This window comes from Saccharothrix texasensis (assembly GCF_003752005.1).
Taxonomy (GTDB): Bacteria; Actinomycetota; Actinomycetes; order Mycobacteriales; family Pseudonocardiaceae; genus Actinosynnema; species Actinosynnema texasense.
Genome location: NZ_RJKM01000001.1, coordinates 3313848 through 3330301 on the forward strand (window position 1 = coordinate 3313848; position 16454 = coordinate 3330301).

Annotated in this window: 16 protein-coding genes; 4 read left to right on the forward strand and 12 right to left on the reverse strand. The window is 71.7% G+C overall.

The genetic code is table 11. The annotated features are described in order from the left end of the window. Nucleotides 1-116: 116 nt before the first annotated feature. Together EDD40_RS13295 and EDD40_RS13300 are read right to left on the reverse strand one after the other, a co-directional pair. The gene (locus EDD40_RS13295; RefSeq protein ID WP_123743169.1) at nt 117-1070 is read right to left on the reverse strand and encodes a quinone oxidoreductase family protein; all 954 of its coding nucleotides are present in this window, start codon (nt 1068-1070) and stop codon (nt 117-119) included. A gap of 5 nt (nt 1071-1075) precedes the next feature. Then, nucleotides 1076-1885, reverse strand: coding sequence for an SDR family NAD(P)-dependent oxidoreductase (locus EDD40_RS13300; RefSeq protein ID WP_123743170.1), 810 nt, complete (start codon nt 1883-1885; stop codon nt 1076-1078). A gap of 105 nt (nt 1886-1990) precedes the next feature. On the opposite strand from EDD40_RS13300, the gene fabG reads away from it, so the two are divergent. Continuing rightward, complete coding sequence (fabG, locus tag EDD40_RS13305) at nt 1991-2752, forward strand: 3-oxoacyl-ACP reductase FabG (protein WP_123743171.1); 762 nt, start codon at nt 1991-1993, stop codon at nt 2750-2752. Between the two features lies 1 nt (nt 2753). Further along, complete coding sequence (locus tag EDD40_RS13310) at nt 2754-3212, forward strand: MaoC family dehydratase (protein WP_123743172.1); 459 nt, start codon at nt 2754-2756, stop codon at nt 3210-3212. Nucleotides 3213-3330: 118 nt separating this feature from the next. On the opposite strand, the gene EDD40_RS13315 is transcribed toward EDD40_RS13310, so the two are convergent. The 8 genes from EDD40_RS13315 to EDD40_RS13350 form a co-directional block, all read right to left on the reverse strand. Then, a complete protein-coding gene (locus EDD40_RS13315) occupies nt 3331-3894 on the reverse strand; it encodes a DinB family protein (protein WP_268957685.1) in 564 nt (187 codons plus the stop codon). Beyond that, a complete protein-coding gene (locus tag EDD40_RS13320; RefSeq protein WP_123743173.1) occupies nt 3891-4478 on the reverse strand; it encodes a TetR/AcrR family transcriptional regulator in 588 nt (195 codons plus the stop codon). The genes EDD40_RS13315 and EDD40_RS13320 overlap by 4 nt, the downstream gene beginning before the upstream one ends. Nucleotides 4479-4500: 22 nt before the next feature. Then, nucleotides 4501-5268 carry a hypothetical protein gene (locus EDD40_RS13325; RefSeq protein WP_123743174.1) on the reverse strand — a complete coding sequence of 256 codons (768 nt, stop codon included), beginning with the start codon at nt 5266-5268 and terminating at the stop codon, nt 4501-4503. Further along, nucleotides 5255-6721, reverse strand: coding sequence for a vWA domain-containing protein (locus EDD40_RS13330; protein WP_123743175.1), 1467 nt, complete (start codon nt 6719-6721; stop codon nt 5255-5257). Before EDD40_RS13330 ends, EDD40_RS13325 begins: the two co-directional genes overlap by 14 nt. Next, complete coding sequence (locus EDD40_RS13335) at nt 6718-7899, reverse strand: hypothetical protein (RefSeq protein ID WP_148088782.1); 1182 nt, start codon at nt 7897-7899, stop codon at nt 6718-6720. The genes EDD40_RS13330 and EDD40_RS13335 overlap by 4 nt, the downstream gene beginning before the upstream one ends. A gap of 91 nt (nt 7900-7990) precedes the next feature. Further along, on the reverse strand, nt 7991-8752 hold the full coding sequence (locus EDD40_RS13340; protein WP_123743177.1) for an SDR family NAD(P)-dependent oxidoreductase: 762 nt from the start codon (nt 8750-8752) through the stop codon (nt 7991-7993). Beyond that, a complete protein-coding gene (locus tag EDD40_RS13345) occupies nt 8753-9955 on the reverse strand; it encodes an acetyl-CoA C-acetyltransferase (RefSeq protein WP_123743178.1) in 1203 nt (400 codons plus the stop codon). It lies immediately after the preceding gene. Nucleotides 9956-9971: 16 nt separating this feature from the next. Next, complete coding sequence (locus EDD40_RS13350) at nt 9972-11117, reverse strand: acyl-CoA dehydrogenase family protein (protein WP_123743179.1); 1146 nt, start codon at nt 11115-11117, stop codon at nt 9972-9974. 165 nt (nt 11118-11282) lie between these two features. Between EDD40_RS13350 and EDD40_RS13355 the strand changes: the two genes are divergently transcribed. After that, on the forward strand, nt 11283-11825 hold the full coding sequence (locus tag EDD40_RS13355; protein ID WP_123748002.1) for a TetR/AcrR family transcriptional regulator: 543 nt from the start codon (nt 11283-11285) through the stop codon (nt 11823-11825). Between the two features lie 235 nt (nt 11826-12060). On the opposite strand, the gene EDD40_RS13360 is transcribed toward EDD40_RS13355, so the two are convergent. Together EDD40_RS13360 and EDD40_RS13365 are read right to left on the reverse strand one after the other, a co-directional pair. After that, a complete protein-coding gene (locus EDD40_RS13360; RefSeq protein ID WP_123743180.1) occupies nt 12061-12333 on the reverse strand; it encodes a GlsB/YeaQ/YmgE family stress response membrane protein in 273 nt (90 codons plus the stop codon). Nucleotides 12334-12485: 152 nt separating this feature from the next. After that, the gene (locus EDD40_RS13365) at nt 12486-13283 is read right to left on the reverse strand and encodes a sporulation protein (RefSeq protein WP_123743181.1); all 798 of its coding nucleotides are present in this window, start codon (nt 13281-13283) and stop codon (nt 12486-12488) included. Between the two features lie 157 nt (nt 13284-13440). Between EDD40_RS13365 and EDD40_RS13370 the strand changes: the two genes are divergently transcribed. Then, complete coding sequence (locus EDD40_RS13370; RefSeq protein WP_123743182.1) at nt 13441-16422, forward strand: acetyl-CoA carboxylase family protein; 2982 nt, start codon at nt 13441-13443, stop codon at nt 16420-16422. The last annotated feature ends 32 nt before the right edge of the window (nt 16423-16454 follow it).

The following is a 16454-nucleotide window of genomic DNA, read 5'->3' on the forward strand; positions in this document are numbered from 1 at the left end:
CGGCCCGTGCTCCGCGTCGCCGGCAGTCCCGGCTAGCCGGCCTGGTCAGGGCTTTCCCCGCGCCGATGTGCGAGAGCCCGCTCCGCCGTGACAGGCCGGGCGGGGCTCCCGGCAGGTCAGCGTGACGGGTCGAGGACGAGTTTGCCGGTGGTGCGGCGGGCGCGCAGGTCCTCATGCGCACGGCGCACCTCGGACATCCCGTACTCGCCGCCCGGCACGGCGCGCAGGTCGCCCGCCAGGACCAGGTCGAACAGCTCGCCCATGGCCCGGTGCACGACGCGGCCGGGCAGCTTGAACGCGTGCGGCAGCCACATGCCCGCGATGGCGGCCGACTTGACCAGCAGCTTGCCCGGCGCGACGGGCGTCGGCTGCTCCCGGCTGGCCATCCCGTAGAACGCGAGCCGGCCGAACGGCGCCAGCGCGGCGAGGCTCTGGTCGGTCACCGTGCCGCCCGTCATGTCGAGCACGACGTCGACCCGCCGGCCGCCGTTGGCCTCGCGCAGCACGTCGGTCATGTTCTCCGCGGTGGAGTCGACGGCGACGTCCGCGCCGAGGTCCAGCGCCAGCGCGCGCTTGTCCTCGGTGCTGGCGGTGGCGATGACGCGGCCCGCGCCCCACTTCTTCGCCAGCTGCACGGCCAGCGACCCGACACCGCCGGCCGCCGCGTGCACGACGACGCTCTCCCCCGGCTCCAGGTGCGCGCTGCGACGCAGCAGCAGCCAGGCCGTCGCGCCCTGCACGACGAGGCTCAACGCGGTCAGGTCGTCCACGCCGTCCGGCACGTCGAACGCGGTCGCCTCGGGCACCACGGCCTTCTGCGCGTAGCCGCCGAAGTTGGTCAGGCCGACCACGCGCCGCTCGCCCGCCGTGCCGACGACCTCGCCGCCGGGCACCATCGGCAGCTCCATCTTCGACAGGTAGGAGTTCTCGGCCTGGTGGGTGTCGGCGTAGTTGAGGCCCGCGCGGCTGACGTCGACGAGCAGTTCGCCCTCCCCGGCGACGGGGTCGGGCAGCTCGACCTCGTTGAGGACCTCGGGTCCGCCGAACTCGGTGATCTGGATGGCGCGCACGGTGGTCAGTTCTCCTTGGCGATCGGGTCGTGCTCGAGCCGCACGCGTTCGCCGGTGGCGGTGCGCGGGCCGGGTGGGTTGGGGAAGGTGAACGGCGCGCTGGGGCGTCCGGCCTGCACGAACCAGCATTCACCTGGTTTGCCTTCGCGCAACACGGAGACGAACGCGTCGACCACGTCGTCCACGCTCATGACCGGCATCCCCGCGGACTCCAGGGTGGACTTGAAGCCGGTGATGATGGCGGTGTCGGCGAAGGACGGGCACACCGCGTTGACGGTGACGCCGTCGGCGGCGGCGACCGGGCCCAGGCCGCGGACCAGTCCGACGACGGCGGCCTTGTTCGCGCCGTAGAGGGGGTCCATGGGCATGGCCATCAGACCGGCCATGCTGGCGGTGGCGACGATGCGCCCGCCCCGCTTCTTCAGCTCGGGCAACGCCGCGTGCGCGCCGAACACGACACCGTCGAGGTTGATGCCCATGACCGTGCGGTACCGCTCGGCGTCGAAGTCGTCGCCCAGGCCGAAGCCGGTGGCGATGCCCGCGTTGAGCACGGCGATGTCGAGCCCGCCGAACCGCGCCACGGCCGTCGCGACCGCCGCCTCGTTCTGCCGGGGGTCGCGCACGTCGCAGTGCGCGTACACGCCGCCCACCTCGTCGGCCACGGCTTCGCCCCGCGCGTCGTCCACGTCGGCGACGACGACGGACGCGCCGGCGGCGGCGAGGCGGCGGGCCACTCCCGCGCCGATGCCGTTCGCGGCTCCGGTGACCAGTGCGACCTTGCCCGAGAACTCCACCGCGCCTCCTCTGGCTGACATTCCGACCAGTCGGTATGGTTCTCCTGACACGCTCTGGCGTCAAGGCGACGTCGCCGGTAGGTTACTAAGCGGTTGCTTAGGCCCGCAGATCAAGGAGGACTGACCGTGGCCCAGACGGACGCACGGGTGGCCATCGTCACCGGTGCCGCACGCGGCATCGGCGCCGCCGTAGCCACGCGGCTCGCGCAGGACGGCCTGGCCGTCGCGCTGCTCGACCTCGACGAGGGCAGCTGCGCCGAGGCCGTGGAGAAGATCAAGGCCTCCGGCGGGACCGCCATCGCGGTGGGCGTCGACGTCAGCGACAGCGCGGCGGTGGACGCGGCCGTGCAGCGGGTGGCCGACGAGCTCGGCGCGCCGACCGTCCTGGTCAACAACGCGGGCATCCTGCGGGACAACCTGCTGTTCAAGATGACCGACGACGACTGGGACGCGGTGATCAACGTCCACCTGCGCGGCACGTTCCTGATGAGCCGGGCGGTGCAGAAGTTCCAGACCGAGGCGAAGTGGGGTCGGATCGTCAACCTGTCCAGCACGTCGGCGCTGGGCAACCGGGGCCAGGCGAACTACTCGGCCGCCAAGGCGGGCCTGCAGGGGTTCACCAAGACGTTGGCGATCGAGCTGGGCAAGTTCAACGTGACGGTGAACGCGATCGCGCCCGGGTTCATCGCGACCGACATGACCGCCGCGACGGCCGCCCGGGTCGGCATCGACTTCGAGGACTTCAAGAAGGGCGCGGCCGCGGCGATCCCCGTGCAGCGCGTCGGCACGCCCGAGGACATCGCGCACACGGCGTCGTTCCTGGTCAGTGAAGGGGCCGGGTTCGTGTCCGGTCAGGTCGTCTACGTCGCCGGCGGACCGAAGGACTGACATGCGGGTATTCGCTGACCTGGAGGAACTGGCCGCCGCCGAGGGCGAGCACCTCGGCCACGGCGAGTGGCACGAGATCACGCAGGCGGAGATCGGCCTGTTCGCCGACGCCACCGGCGACCACCAGTGGATCCACGTCGACCTGGAGAAGGCCGCCGCGGGGCCGTTCGGCGCTCCGGTCGCGCACGGCTACCTGACGCTGTCGCTGATCCCGTTGCTGGTGCGGGACATCTACACGGTGCAGGGGCTGGCGATGGGCGTGAACTACGGGTTGAACAAGGTGCGCTTCCCGAGCCCGGTCGTCGTCGGGTCGCGGGTGCGGGCCGGCGCCGAGCTGGTGGAGATCACCGACGTGGCGCAGGGCAAGCAGGCCGTGGTGAAGGTGACCGTCGAGATCGAGGGCAACCCGAAGCCGGGGTGCGTCGCGGACACCGTGGTCCTGCTGGTTCCGGCCGCCTGAACCCGACGGCTGGAGCGGGGGTCCCCGCCGAGGAGGCGCCCGCTCCGGCCGCGCGTCGGCGCGGAGCCGGCAGAACGACCAGGCTTCGGCTTCGCGGGCTAGCGGTCGGTGTCGCGGTCTAGCGGTCGGCGTCGCGGGCGACCTTCTCCAGCTTCGCGCGGTAGGTCTCCCACTCCACCGACGGCATGTTGTCGTTGTCCGGGCGCAGGCCCGCCGCGCCGTCGACCAGCTCGCGCACGATGTCGGCGTGCCCCGCGTGGCGGTTGGTCTCCGCGATCATGTGGACCAGCACGAGGTGCAGGGTGACCGCCCGGCGCTCCCGCGACCACCACGGCACCTCGCCGGCCGACTCCAGGTCCAGCGCGTCGATCGTCGCGTCCGCGTGCCCGCACGCCCGCCGGTAGAGCCCGACGACGTCCTCACGCGACTCGTCGGCGGTGGCCCACATGTCCGCGTTGGGCTCGGCGTCCTCGCCCATCCACTCGAACCGCTCGCCGAACGGCCGGTCGAACGTGTCGCCGAAGTAGCCGACCTCCATCGCGGCCAGGTGCTTGACCAGGCCCAGCAGGTTCGTGCCGGTCGGCGTCAACGGACGGCGCACGTCGTAGGTCGACGCGCCCTCCAGCTTCCACAGCATCGCCTCGCGCGCCGTGCGCAGGTAGCGGTGCAGGTCGGACTTCACGAAGAACCCCCCGGAACGGGACGCAGGGACGCCAGCAGCAGGTCCGCGAAGTGGCGTCCCACCTGCTTGGCCGACAACGGGCCGTCGGCGCTGTACCACTGGCCGAGGTGGTGCACGGTGCCGAAGAAGTAGTGGACGGTCAGGTCCGCGGGCACGTCCGCGCGGAACACGCCGGCGGCCTGCCCCTCCTCCACCAGCGACCGGAACCGCTCGTGGTAGCGCCGCCGTTCCGCCCGCATCTCGAGCCGCTTGTCCTCGCCCAGGTGGTCGGCCGAGCGGAAGTACACGCGCGCCTGGTCGAAGTTGTCCACCGACGTGACCACGACGTCGACCGCCGCCGCGTGCAGCCGCTCGGCCACCGGCGCGGACCCGGACGCGAAGTGGTCCAGCCGCTCGGTCTGCATCCGCAGCAGGCTGCCGTAGATCTCGTGCAGCAGGTCGTCCTTGGACCCGAAGTAGTGGTACATGGCGCCCTTGGTGACGCCCGCCAGGTCCACGACGTCCTGCACCGCGACCCGGTCGAAGCCCTTGTCGGCGAACAACCGCGTCGCGGCGTCGATCAGCCGCTCCGGTACCGATGCCATGGGCCAAGCATCGCACGCCAGGTCACTGGAACATCGCGATCGGTCGGATGACGAGGTGCTGGTCGTCCGCCTTCCACGCCTGCACCTTGCCCAGGCACCGCGCCTGGAACCCGCCCTCGGGCACGGCGTCGTCGCGCAGCCCGGCGTTGTAGCACTCGACCCGCACCTGCGGGCCCGACTCGGGGTCGTCCGGGTCGCCGAACGCCGCCAGGAACACGGTCGTGCCGTCACCGTCGGACGTCACCCGGAACACGCCCTTCACCGACACGTAGGAGTCGATCCGCCGCAGCCGCACCACGCCGGCGTGCTTCTGGTGCTGTTCGAGGTGCTGCTCCAAGGCGGTGTTCCGGCGCACGGACAGGTCGCGCAGGTCGACGTGCACGACCCCGGACGCCGCCTCCAGCGCGTCGAGCAGCACGCCGACCACCGCGATCGGCTCGTACTGCTCGATGTAGGTCTTCACCACCTCGCGCCCGGACGTCCGCGCGCCCTCCACCCCCAGGTCGAGGCCCTTCAACGCGATCTTGCCGTCCTTGGTGACGCCGACCCGGTCCACGACCTCCTTGGTCATCGCGTCGCCGTACCGCCCGACCTGGTAGAGGTCCATCACGGACTTCTCGTGCAGGTAGATGGTCAACCCGGGCACCTCGCGCGACGGCGTGAACCGGCGCCGCGACCGCCACGTCCACAGGCCGACGCCGAGGGCCGCGGCGAGCGCCAGCGCGGTCACGACCCACAGCACCACCCACGGCCACCACACCGACCACCACAGCGCTCTATCGACAGCCACGGATCTCCTTCACCGCTTCCAGCAGCGACCCCGAGCCCGCGTCGACCACGCGCCCGCCGGTCGCCCGCGCCACCCGGTCCAGTTCCACCGGGTCGGCCTCGCCGAACCGGATCGCGTACGTGCGCGCCGGCGGGTGCGGCCACGCGGCCAGGAACTCCTCCGCGCTCATCCCCGCGTTGTTCTCGCCGTCGGTCATCAGCACCACCGTGCCGTCGCCGACGACCCGGTAGGCGTGGTCGAGGGCCGACCAGATCGCGGTGCCGTCGTCGGCCAGGTCCGCCGAGGTCAGGGCGACGGCCAGCGCCTCCAGGTCGGCGGCGCCGCGGACGACGACGCTGCGCTCCTCCTTCACGGTCCCCGCGAACCGCACCAGCACGACCGTCTCGCCCAGCCGGAACCGGTCGAACCCGCCCGCCCGGCTCAACGTGGCGAACGCCTCGCGCAGCCCGGCGATCCGCGCGCCCGCCATGGACGTCGAGTGGTCCAGCACGAACACCACCCGACCGGACTGGCCGGCGCGGTCGTAGGCGGCGAGCAGGGTGTCCACGACCGCCTGCGTGCCCGGGAAGTACAGCGCGGTGCCGATCGGCTCGCGCAGCGCTTCCACGCGCGGCACCTGCGGGTCGGACGGGCGGCGGAAGGTCCGCTCCATGATCGCCCGCTGGGCCGACGGCGAGCGCAGCCAGTCCACGACCCGGTCGTAGGCGGCCCGCTTGTCCGGTTTCAGCAGCATCAACGGGTAGTCGGACAGCACGATGCCGTCCCTCGGGTACACGACCTCCAGCGGTTCGCGGAGCTGCCCGGACGCGTTGAGCGACAGCACGGTCGACTCGTACGCGACCACGGCGTCCACCTCGTCCTGCCGCTGCACGTACTCGTCGCCGACCTCCGCCGCGCCGGCCGCGCCGAACACCCGTCCGGTGAGGAAGCCCTGGAGCTTGTCGCAGGTGACGTCCTCGGCGCGCAGGGCGGCGCCGGTGCCGGCGGCGGCCGTGGCCACCCCGATCAACGCCGCCATCCCGCTGCCGGACACCCTCGGGTCGGCCATCCCGAACCGCAGCTCACCGGCCGCCGCGCGGCTCGCCACGTCGGCCCACGACGCGTCGCGCACCACGTCCGCCTTGCCCGCCTTCACGCCCAGGACCAGCGGGGAGATCATCGTGCTGGTGGACAGCGGCAGGTCCGCCGCCTTCAGCCGCAGGTACCGGTTCGTGGCCAGCCAGGCGAGGTCGTGGTCGACGCCCGCCGCCAGGTCGTCGCTCGCCCGCACGGTGCCGCGCCGGTCGAGCTTCAGCTCGACGCCGGTGTCGCGGCGCAGGTCGGCCAGCACCGGCGCGAGGTCCGCCAGCTCCGAACTGGCCAGCACGGTGAGCGTGACCGGCTCGGGGGCGGCGGTGGTGCAGCCGGCCAGCGCCGCCACGACCACGAGCGACGCGGCCAGGGCTGCCCTCACAGCGGCACCCCGCTCGGGCAGGAGCCGAGTTCCTCGATCATCGTCGCGAGGGCGTCGGGCTTGGCCACGAACGTCTCCGTGTCGCCCTGGCCGGGGTTGCCCTTGGGGATGCCGCGTTCGTCCAGCACGGTCCCGACCGACGCGCTGCCCGCCCGGCCGAGGCGGAAGCCGAGCTCCAACGCGCGCCGCTGCAGCCGGGAGTCCTCCTGCAGCAGGCGTCCCACCTTCTCCCCCTGCTCGCTGAACGCGATCAGCCACGGCTCGGCGTGGTGGTGCGCGTCGGGGTAGAGCAGCACGCGGTCGTGGTCGACCGAGCCGGTCTGCTCCTTGGTGCGGATCTGGTAGGCCAGGTACTGGTGCTCGTAGATGACGCCGACCGGGGCGAACGTGCGGCCGTCCGGCGAGAAGAACGTGCGGCCGATGCCCGCGCCGAACTGGCCCTCGACCTCGAACAGCGGTTTGATCTTCGTGGCGACCGCCTTGGCCTCCGCCGCGGTCGGCGCGTGCTTGTCGTTCGCGGCGAACGCGACCACGGCCAGGTAGGCGGCGCCGGAGTAGGCCCGGCACGGGTCCGGCGACTGGGCGATGATCTGGTTCGCGTTCGTCAGGCCGCCGTCCGGGATGCTGTTCCAGGTCTCGCCGGCCAACGTGAGCTCGACGAACTTCGTCATGTCCAGGGTGTAGTACAGCCCGTCGGTGTCCTCCTGCGGTGTGGCCACCCCCCGCTTGGCCAGCGCTTTCGCGTAGTCGCTGAAGGCGGCGACGACCAGCGGCGTGGTGAACGGGTAGAACGGCTTGCCGCCCACCCGGTCGTGGATCTGCCGCGCGGTGAGCTGACCGGACGGCATGACGAAGTCGAACGACGTGGGGTTCGCCCGCTCCTTGGCGATCTCCGTCGAGCCGCCGGAGTCGGTCACGTGCACCTGCACGCCGTTGGCCATCAGGACGCGGCGGACCTCCGGGTCGGCGAAGAACTCGGACTTGGAGGCCATCATGGCGCGGACGACCGTGACGCCCTGGAACGGCAGCGCCGCGACGCCGTTGGCGAACAGCACGAAGGCGCCGACGAGCGCGATGGCCGCCGATACGCCGAACGGCAGCAGGAAGCGCTTGCGGCGGAAGACCGACCTGGGCGGGTCGAGGACGACTAATGCGGGCTCTTCGGTCGAGCGGCTCACGACCACCGGAACTCCCCCGTGCGAACGGCGATCCTTCCTGCCTACGCAGGCTAGATCGCCGTGCCGCCGCGGTGGGTCACAAGTCGGGAAATCAGCCGCCGAGCGTGACGCCGCCGTCCACCACGAACGTCGCGCCCGTGGTGTAGCCGCCGGCCGCCGACGCGAGGAACACGACGGCCGCGGCCAGTTCCTCCGGGTCGCCGACCCGGCCCAGCGGCAGGCGCGAGATGTGCCCTTCGAGGTAGCCCTCGGGGTACTGGTCGGTCATCTCGGAGGCGAAGTAGCCGGGCGCGAGCGCGTTGACCCGGATGCCCTTGCGGCCGGTCCACTGCTGCGCCAGGTCGCGGGTCAGGCCGAGCAGGCCCGCCTTGGACGCCGAGTACGCGGCCTGCGGCAGCCCGCCGGAGACCAGGCCCAGCACGCTGGAGACGTTGACGATCGAACCGCCGTCCGCCATCACGGCCGCCGCCGCCTGCGCCATCCAGTACGCGCCGTTGAGGTTGACGTCCATGACGCCGAGGAACTGCTCGGGCGTCTCCCGGGACGCGGGCACCGCCGACGCGACACCGGCGTTGTTCACCAGCACGCGCACCGGGCCGAACTCCGCCGCGGCACGGGCCACCTCGCGGCAGTCGTCCGGCTGCGCCACGTCCGCCTGCACGACCAGCGCGCGCCGCCCGGCGTCCTCCACCAGCTTCGCGGTGTCCTCGAGCCGGTCCACCCGCCGGGCGGCGAGCACGACATCCGCGCCCGCCTCGGCCAGGCCCTTGGCGAACGCCACGCCCAGGCCGGAGGACGCGCCGGTGACGATCGCGACCTGCCCGTCCAGCCGGAACTTGTCCAGGATGCCCATTCAGCTCAACCTCTCCAGGATGATCGCCATGCCCTGACCGCCGCCGACGCACATCGTCTCCAGCCCGAACCGGGCGTCGCGGGCGCGCATCCCGTTGATCAGGGTGGTCATGATGCGGGCGCCGGTGGAGCCGAACGGGTGGCCGAGCGCGATGGCGCCACCGTGCACGTTCAGCTTGTCCATGTCGATGCCGAGCGCGCGCTGGCTGCCCAGCACCTGCACCGCGAACGCCTCGTTGATCTCGACCAGGTCGATGTCGTCGATGGTGAGGTTGGCGTGCGCGAGCGCCTGCTTGGTGGCGTCGACCGGGCCGAGGCCCATGACCTCCGGCGAGAGACCGGACACGCCGGTGGACACGATGCGCGCCAACGGGGTCAAGCCGAGCTCCTTGGCCCGCACGTCGCTCATCACGACCACGGCCGCCGCGCCGTCGTTGAGCGGGCAGCAGTTGCCGGGTGTGACGGTCCCCTGTGGACGGAACGACGGGTTGAGCGCCGCCACGGCTTCGTAGGTGACGCCCGTGCGCGGGCCGTCGTCGGTGGAGACCACCGTGCCGTCCGGGAGCGTGACCGGGGTGATCTCACGGGCGAAGAAGCCGTCCGCGATGGCCTTCTCCGCCAGGTTGTGCGAGCGGACGCCGAACTCGTCCTGGTCACGACGGCTGATGCCGAGCGACGTGGCGACGTTCTCGGCGGTCTGGCCCATCGAGATGTAGTAGTCCGGCAGCTCGCCGTCCTCACGCGGGTCGTGCCACGGCTCGTTGGTCTCGGCGGTGCGCCGGGTGCGTTCACGGGCGGCGTCGAACAGCGGGTTGGCGTGCGGGTCGCCGTGCCGGTAGCGGGAGACGCACTCCACACCGGCGCTGACGAACGCGTGGCCCTCGCCTGCCTTGATGGCGTGGAAGGCCATCCGCGCGGTCTGCACCGACGACGCGCAGAACCGGTTGACCGTGGTGCCGGGCAGGGAGTCCAGGCCGAGCTGCACGGCGATGCGCCTGGCCACGTTCTGGCCGTGCTCGTCCTGCGGCTCGGCGCACCCCAGGTGCAGGTCGGTGAGCTCGGCGCGGTCCAGCTGCGGGACCTGGTCCAGCGCGGCGGCGACGATCTGCGCGGCCAGGTCGTCCGGGCGCAGGTCGACCAGCGACCCCTTGCGCGCCCGACCGATCGGCGAGCGCGAGGTGGCGACGATGACAGCCTCGGGCATGGCGGTGCTCCTGTGTCTAGAGGCCGAGGTCGCGGCCGATGAGTTCCTTCATGATCTCGTTGGAGCCGGCCCAGATCCGGGTCACCCGGGCGTCCATCCAGGCACGGGCCACGCGGTACTCGGTCATGTAGCCGTAGCCGCCGTGCAGCTGCACGCACGCGTCGATGACGTCGTTCTGCACGTCCGCGCTCCACCACTTGGCCTTCGCCGCGTCCACGGCGGTCAGCTCGCGGCGGGTGTGCGCGTCGGTGCACTGGTCCAGGAACGCCTGCGTCACGTCGATCTTGGTGACGAGCTCGGCGAGGGTGAACTTGTTGTGCTGGAACGAGCCGATGGCCTGGCCGAACGCCTTGCGCTCCTTGGTGTAGGCGATCGTCTCCAGCAGGATCTGCTTGGCGTGCGCGAGGTTGGAGATCGCGCCGCCGAGGCGTTCCTGCGGCAGGCGCTCCATCATGTAGATGAAGCCCTGGTCGACCTCGCCGATCACGTTCTCGTGCGGCACGCGGACGTCCTCGAAGAACAGCTCCGCGGTGTCGGACTCGGGCTGGCCGACCTTGTCCAGCTTGCGGCCGCGCTCGAAGCCCTTCATGCCGGTCTCGACCGCGAACAGGGTGATGCCCCTGGCCTTCTTCTCCGGGCTGGTGCGCGCGGCGACCACGACCAGGTCGGCCGAGAAGCCGTTGGTGATGAACGTCTTGGAGCCGTTGAGGACCCAGTCGCCGCCGGCGCGCACCGCCGTGCTCTTGAGCGCGGCCAGGTCGGAGCCGCCGGAGGGCTCGGTCATGCCGATGCCGGTGGTCAGCTCGCCCGAGCAGAACCGCGGCAGCCAGCGCTGCTTCTGCTCGTCGGTGCACAGGTCGACCAGGTAGGGCGCGACGACGTCGCCGTGGATGCCCAGGCAGGACGACATGCCGGCGCTGACCTTCGACAGCTCCTCGCCGAGCACGGCGTTGAACCGGTAGTCGTTCGCGCCGCTGCCGCCGTGCTCCTCGGGGACCTCCAGGCCGAGCAGGCCCTGCTTGCCCGCTTCCAGCCAGACGTCGCGGTCGATGTGCCGCTGCTCGACGAACCGCTCGTAGTTCGGGGTGAGGGTGCGGTCGCAGAACGCGCGCGCCGTCTCGCGGAACGCTTCGTGGTCGGGTTCGAACAGCGTGCGGCGCACTCTCGCATCCTCCATACTAAGCGGTTGCTTAGGTCTAAGCGTCTGCTTAGCCTGCGGTATCGTTCGGGTTCGTGTCAAGGAGGGCCGGCTGTGACGACGACCAGTGGTGAGTTCGCGCTCCTGGATGAGACGTGGTCCTCGGTGACGCCGCCGGCGGCCAGGCGGATGCTGATCGCCGCCGCCGCCGCGTTCTCGGTGCGCGGGTACCACGCGACGACGACCCGTGACATCGCGGCGCAGGCCGGCATGTCACCGGCCGCGGTGTACATCCACTACCGGTCCAAAGAGGAGCTGCTGTTCCAGATCTCGCGGATCGGGCACGCCACGTCGTTGTCGCTGCTGACGGGCGTGACGGAGGCGGACCCGGTGGCGCGGCTGGCGGAGGCCGTGCGGGCGTTCGCGTCGTGGCACGCCGAGTACCACACGACGGCGCGGGTCGTGCAGTACGAGCTGAGCGCGTTGACGCCGGAGCACCTGGCCGAGGTGGTGGAGCTGCGGCGGCGGATCGAGACCGCCGTGCGCGACATGGTCTCCGCCGGCGTCGACGCGGGCGTGTTCGACGTCCCCGACGTGCGGGGCGCGACCCTGGCGGTCCTCTCGCTGTGCATCGACGTGGCCCGCTGGTACCAACCGACGGGCCGTCGCACCCCGGCCGAGATCGGCGACCTCTACGCCGACCTGGTCCTCCGCATGGTCGGCACCCCTTGACCCCGAGAGTCCAACCTCCACCACGCGCGTGTCCTACGTTCAGAACGCGCGTGTCCTACGTTCAGGCACCTCGAGTTCAACACTCAGCGCACGGCCGCGGCCGGCGCGAACGCCGACCGGGACGCTCCGAGTGTTGAATTCAGGTGTTCTGAACGTAGGACACGGGTGTTCCGAACGTAGGACACGCGCGTGGTGAACGTTGGACTCACGCGACGTGGAGGTTGGACTCTCGCGGTCAGCGCACGGATTTCTTGCCGTAGAACCCGGCGACGAGGCTGACGCCGATGGCGGCGAGGATCACCTGCACGATGACCTCGATCCAGTCGATCCCGGGCGTGTCCTCCACGCCCAGCGCCCGGGCGATGAACGTGCCCAGGAACGCCGCCACGATGCCGACGATGATCGTCAGCCAGATGGGGATGGCCTGCTTGCCCGGCGCGACGAGCTTGCCCAGCAAACCGATGATGAGACCCACGATCAGAGCGCTGATCACACCGCCGATGCCCACGATGCCTCCTGCGGGTTAGTCGCCTTCGAAGAAGTCCCCGACCTCGCCGAGGGCCTCACCACCCATCATCCCCACCGGGCACGCCGGCCGCAGCGCCAGCGGCGAACGGACCAACGCGCCCACGTGCCGCGACGGCGTCCGCGCGGGCCGCCCTAGTGGCCGAAACCGTGGGAAGATCGCCTGCCGGAGACCTGGTCCATCCACTGGTGCAGCAACGCCGCCCAGTCCGTGCGGATCACCTCATCGTGGGACATGGCGAAGTGCCCGAACGAGTCACCGCCGGCCCGGAACAGACCACCGCGGCGGTCCGCCTCCAGCACCACGAACAGCCGGTGCGGGTCGGCCACGAAGGTCAGCTCCAGCTGGCTGATCTTGGCCAGGAACTGCCCCGGCGGCAGGAACTCGATCTCCTGGTAGAACGGCAGCTGCTGCGGCACGCCGTGGATGCGCCCCGACTCGTTGTCCGCGCGCTGGAAGCGGAACCCGAGCGCGCCGAACGCGTTCAGCACGTGCTCCTGTGACCGGATCGGGTGAATGGCCACCGGGTCGAGGTCGCCGGGGTCGAGGGCGCCGCGCACCTCCAGCTCCGTGCGCAGGCCCATCGTCATGCCGTGCAGGTGCTGCCCGTGCACGACGGTCAGCGGCGTCTCCAGCGGCACCGGGAACTGGAACGGCAGGACCAGGTTCTGCCCGGGCGCGACGGCGATCCGCTGACCGACCACGACCCGCGCGAACTCGACGTCGCGGTTGTGCTCGTTGTCGCCGCTCTCCACCTCGACCCGGGTCACGAGCGAGAGCTTCACCTGGTCGATGTCGGCCGGGTGGTCACCGCCCGCGATCCGCACCTCGCCGGTCAGCAGCTCGCCCGGCCGGGCGTTCGGGTTGGCCGGCACCGTGTCCACCGAGGGACCGCCGACTCCGAACGCGCGCAACATCCTCTTGAAAACCACGGTGGGTGCCTCCTGGCCTGCTGTGGGTCACGCCCTTGAGCTCGCGTTGCTCCAAGGACGCCTTGAGAGATGCATCGGTTCCCTCTGGACGAACGACAAGCACGGGTGCCACTATGCGACCGCGGTCACATACTAAGCGGTCGCTCAGGAGGTTGAAGTGCCCACGCTGCTCGTCGCCAACCGGGGAGAGATCGCCGTCCGGGTGCTGCGCGCCGCCGCCGACCTCGGCTGGCGGACCGTCGCCCTGGTCACCGACTCCGACGACGCGCACGGCCGGTTCGCCGACCGCGCCGTCCGCTTGCAAGGCTCCTACCTGGACGTGGACGCCGTGCTCGCCGCCGCCGACGGGTGCGACCTGGTGCACCCCGGCTACGGGTTCCTGGCCGAGAACGCCCGCTTCGCCCGCCGCTGCGCCGAGGCCGGGCTGACGTTCGTCGGACCGCCGCCGGAAGTGCTGGAGCTGCTCGGCGACAAGAGCCGGGCCCGCGCCCTGGCCGCCGAGGTGGGCGTGCCGGTGCTCGCGGGCGCCGAGGACGGGTTCGAGGACTTCTTCCGCGCGCACGGCGCGGTGGTCGTGAAGGCCGTGGCCGGTGGCGGCGGCAAGGGCGTGCGGGTGGTGCGCCGCCTGGCCGACCTCGCCGCCGCCGTCGAGCGGTGCCGGGCCGAGGCGCTGGCCGCGTTCGGCGACGGCGCCGTGTTCGTGGAGGAGCTGCTCGAACCGGCCCGGCACGTCGAGGTGCAGCTGGTCGGCACCACGGTGCTCGGCGACCGGGACTGCTCGTTGCAGGTCAGGCACCAGAAGCTGGTCGAGGTCGCACCCGCGCCCGACCTGTCCCCCGACCTGCGCTCCGCGCTGCACGACGCGGCGGCGACGATCGCGCGCGCCGTCCGGTACACCGGCCTGGGCACGGTGGAGTTCCTGGTCGCGCCGGACGGCCGGTTCGCGTTCCTGGAGGCCAACCCGCGGCTCCAGGTCGAGCACACCGTCACCGAGCAGGTCACCGGGCTGGACCTGGTGCGGGCGCAGCTGCTGCTGGCGGCCGAGGTCGAGCCGGACCTGGCGCACACGCCACGCGGCAGCGCGCTGCAACTGCGCGTGAGCCTGACGTCCACGGGACGGCTGTCGGCGTTCGTCCCGCCAACGGGACCGGGTGTGCGGGTCGACACGCACGCCTCCGTCGGCTACCGGGCGGGCCTGGGCTTCGACCCGCTGCTGGCGAAGGTCGTGGTGCACGCCGACGACCTGGAGACCGCGCTGCGCCGCGCCCGCCGCGCGCTGGACGAGTTCACCGTGGACGGCGCGCGGACCAACATCGGTTTCCTGCGCGGGCTCCTGGACCACCCGGACGTCCTCAAAGCACACACGGGCCTCGTCGACTCACTGCCCCGTGAGGACACCGGAGCGCGCGCTCCCGTGCAGGGAACGGTCGTCGCGATCGAGTCCGGCTCGGTCGTCGTGGAAGCGATGAAGATGCAGCACGTCGTGCCGATCGGTGACGCGCGCGTGCTGGTCGAGGTCGGCGACACGGTCGCGGAAGGCGCGCTGCTCGCCGAGGGCGTGGACCTGGCCGTCGAGGAGAAGGCCGTCGAGGTCGACCTGGACGACGTGCGGCCCGACCTCGCCGAGACGATGGCGCGGCACGACTTCACGCGGCCCGAGGCGGAGGCGAAGCGGCACGCGGCCAACCGCCGCACGGTCCGGGAGAACATCGCCGACCTGTGCGAGGAGTTCGTCGAGTACGGCGGGCTGGCCATCGCCGCGCAACGCCGCCGCCGGTCGTTGGACGAGCTGGTCGAGCGCACGCCCGCGGACGGGCTGGTCGCGGGCGTCGGGCGGGTGAACGGCGGCCAGGTCGTCGCGCTCTCCTACGACTACACGGTCATGGCGGGCACGCAGGGCCTGCGCAACCACGCCAAGAAGGACCGGATGTTCGAGCTGGCCGAGCAGCGGCGGCTGCCCGTGGTGCTGTTCGCCGAGGGCGGCGGCGGGCGGCCCGGCGACACCGACCACGGCGGGGTCAGCGGGTTGGACTGCATGGCGTTCCACCTGTTCGCGAAGCTGTCCGGGCTGGTGCCGCTGGTCGGCATCGCGTCCGGCCGCTGCTTCGCCGGCAACGCGGTGCTGCTCGGCACGTGCGACGTGGTCATCGCGACCCGGGACGCGACCATCGGGATGGGCGGCCCGGCGATGATCGAGGGCGGCGGGCTCGGCGTGTTCCGGCCCGAAGAGGTCGGGCCGGTCGACGTGCAGGTGCCCAACGGCGTCATCGACGTGCTCGTGGCCGACGAGGCCGAGGCCGTCGCGGTGGCCAAGAAGTACCTGTCGTACTTCCAGGGTCACGCCGAGGGGACGCGCACCGACGCCTGGGAGTGCGGCGACCAGCGGCTGCTGCGCCACCTCGTGCCCGAGAACCGGGTCCGCGCCTACGACGTGCGGGCCGTGGTGGAGACCCTCGCCGACACCGGCTCGGTGCTGGAGCTGCGGCCAAAGTTCGGGCGCGGCGTCGTCACCGCCCTCGTCCGGGTCGAGGGCAGGCCGCTGGGGCTGATCGCGAACGACCCCGGCCACCTCGGCGGCGCGATCGACGCCGACGCCGCCGACAAGGCCGCCCGGTTCCTGCACTTGTGCGACGCGTTCGACCTGCCGGTGGTGTCGCTGTGCGACACACCGGGGTTCATGGTCGGGCCGGACGCCGAGCGCACCGCGACCGTGCGGCACCTGACCCGGATGCTCGTGGCCGGCGCGAACCTCGACGTGCCGTTCGGGTTCATCGCGCTGCGCAAGGCGTACGGGCTGGGCGCGCAGGCGATGGCGGCGGGCAGCTTGAAGGTGCCGCTGTTCGCCGTGTCGTGGCCCAGCGGCGAGTTCGGCCCGATGGGGCTGGAAGGCGCGGTGCGGCTCGGGTACCGGCGCGAGCTGGACGCCATCGACGACCCCGCGCAGCGCAAGGAGATGTTCGAGGCGATGGTCTCGGCCGCCTACGAGCACGGCAAGGCGCTCAACGTGGCGTCCGCGTACGAGATCGACGACGTGATCGACCCCGCCGACACCCGGCGCTGGATCACCACCCTGCTCACCGGTCCCGACCCCGTCCCGGTCCGGACCGGCAAGAAACGCCCGTTCGTGGACACCTGGTGAAGGGGAACAGCACATGGTCACGACCGCTCCTC

What these genes read in the sequence shown, in the direction of transcription:
- EDD40_RS13345 (WP_123743178.1), bottom strand. Translation starts at nt 9,955, where the DNA reads ATGCCCGAGGCTGTCATCGTCGCCACCTCGCGCTCGCCGATCGGTCGG.
- EDD40_RS13340 (WP_123743177.1), bottom strand. Translation starts at nt 8,752, where the DNA reads ATGGGCATCCTGGACAAGTTCCGGCTGGACGGGCAGGTCGCGATCGTC.
- EDD40_RS13355 (WP_123748002.1), top strand. Translation starts at nt 11,283, where the DNA reads ATGCTGATCGCCGCCGCCGCCGCGTTCTCGGTGCGCGGGTACCACGCG.
- EDD40_RS13310 (WP_123743172.1), top strand. Translation starts at nt 2,754, where the DNA reads ATGCGGGTATTCGCTGACCTGGAGGAACTGGCCGCCGCCGAGGGCGAG.
- EDD40_RS13300 (WP_123743170.1), bottom strand. Translation starts at nt 1,885, where the DNA reads ATGTCAGCCAGAGGAGGCGCGGTGGAGTTCTCGGGCAAGGTCGCACTG.
- EDD40_RS13320 (WP_123743173.1), bottom strand. Translation starts at nt 4,478, where the DNA reads ATGGCATCGGTACCGGAGCGGCTGATCGACGCCGCGACGCGGTTGTTC.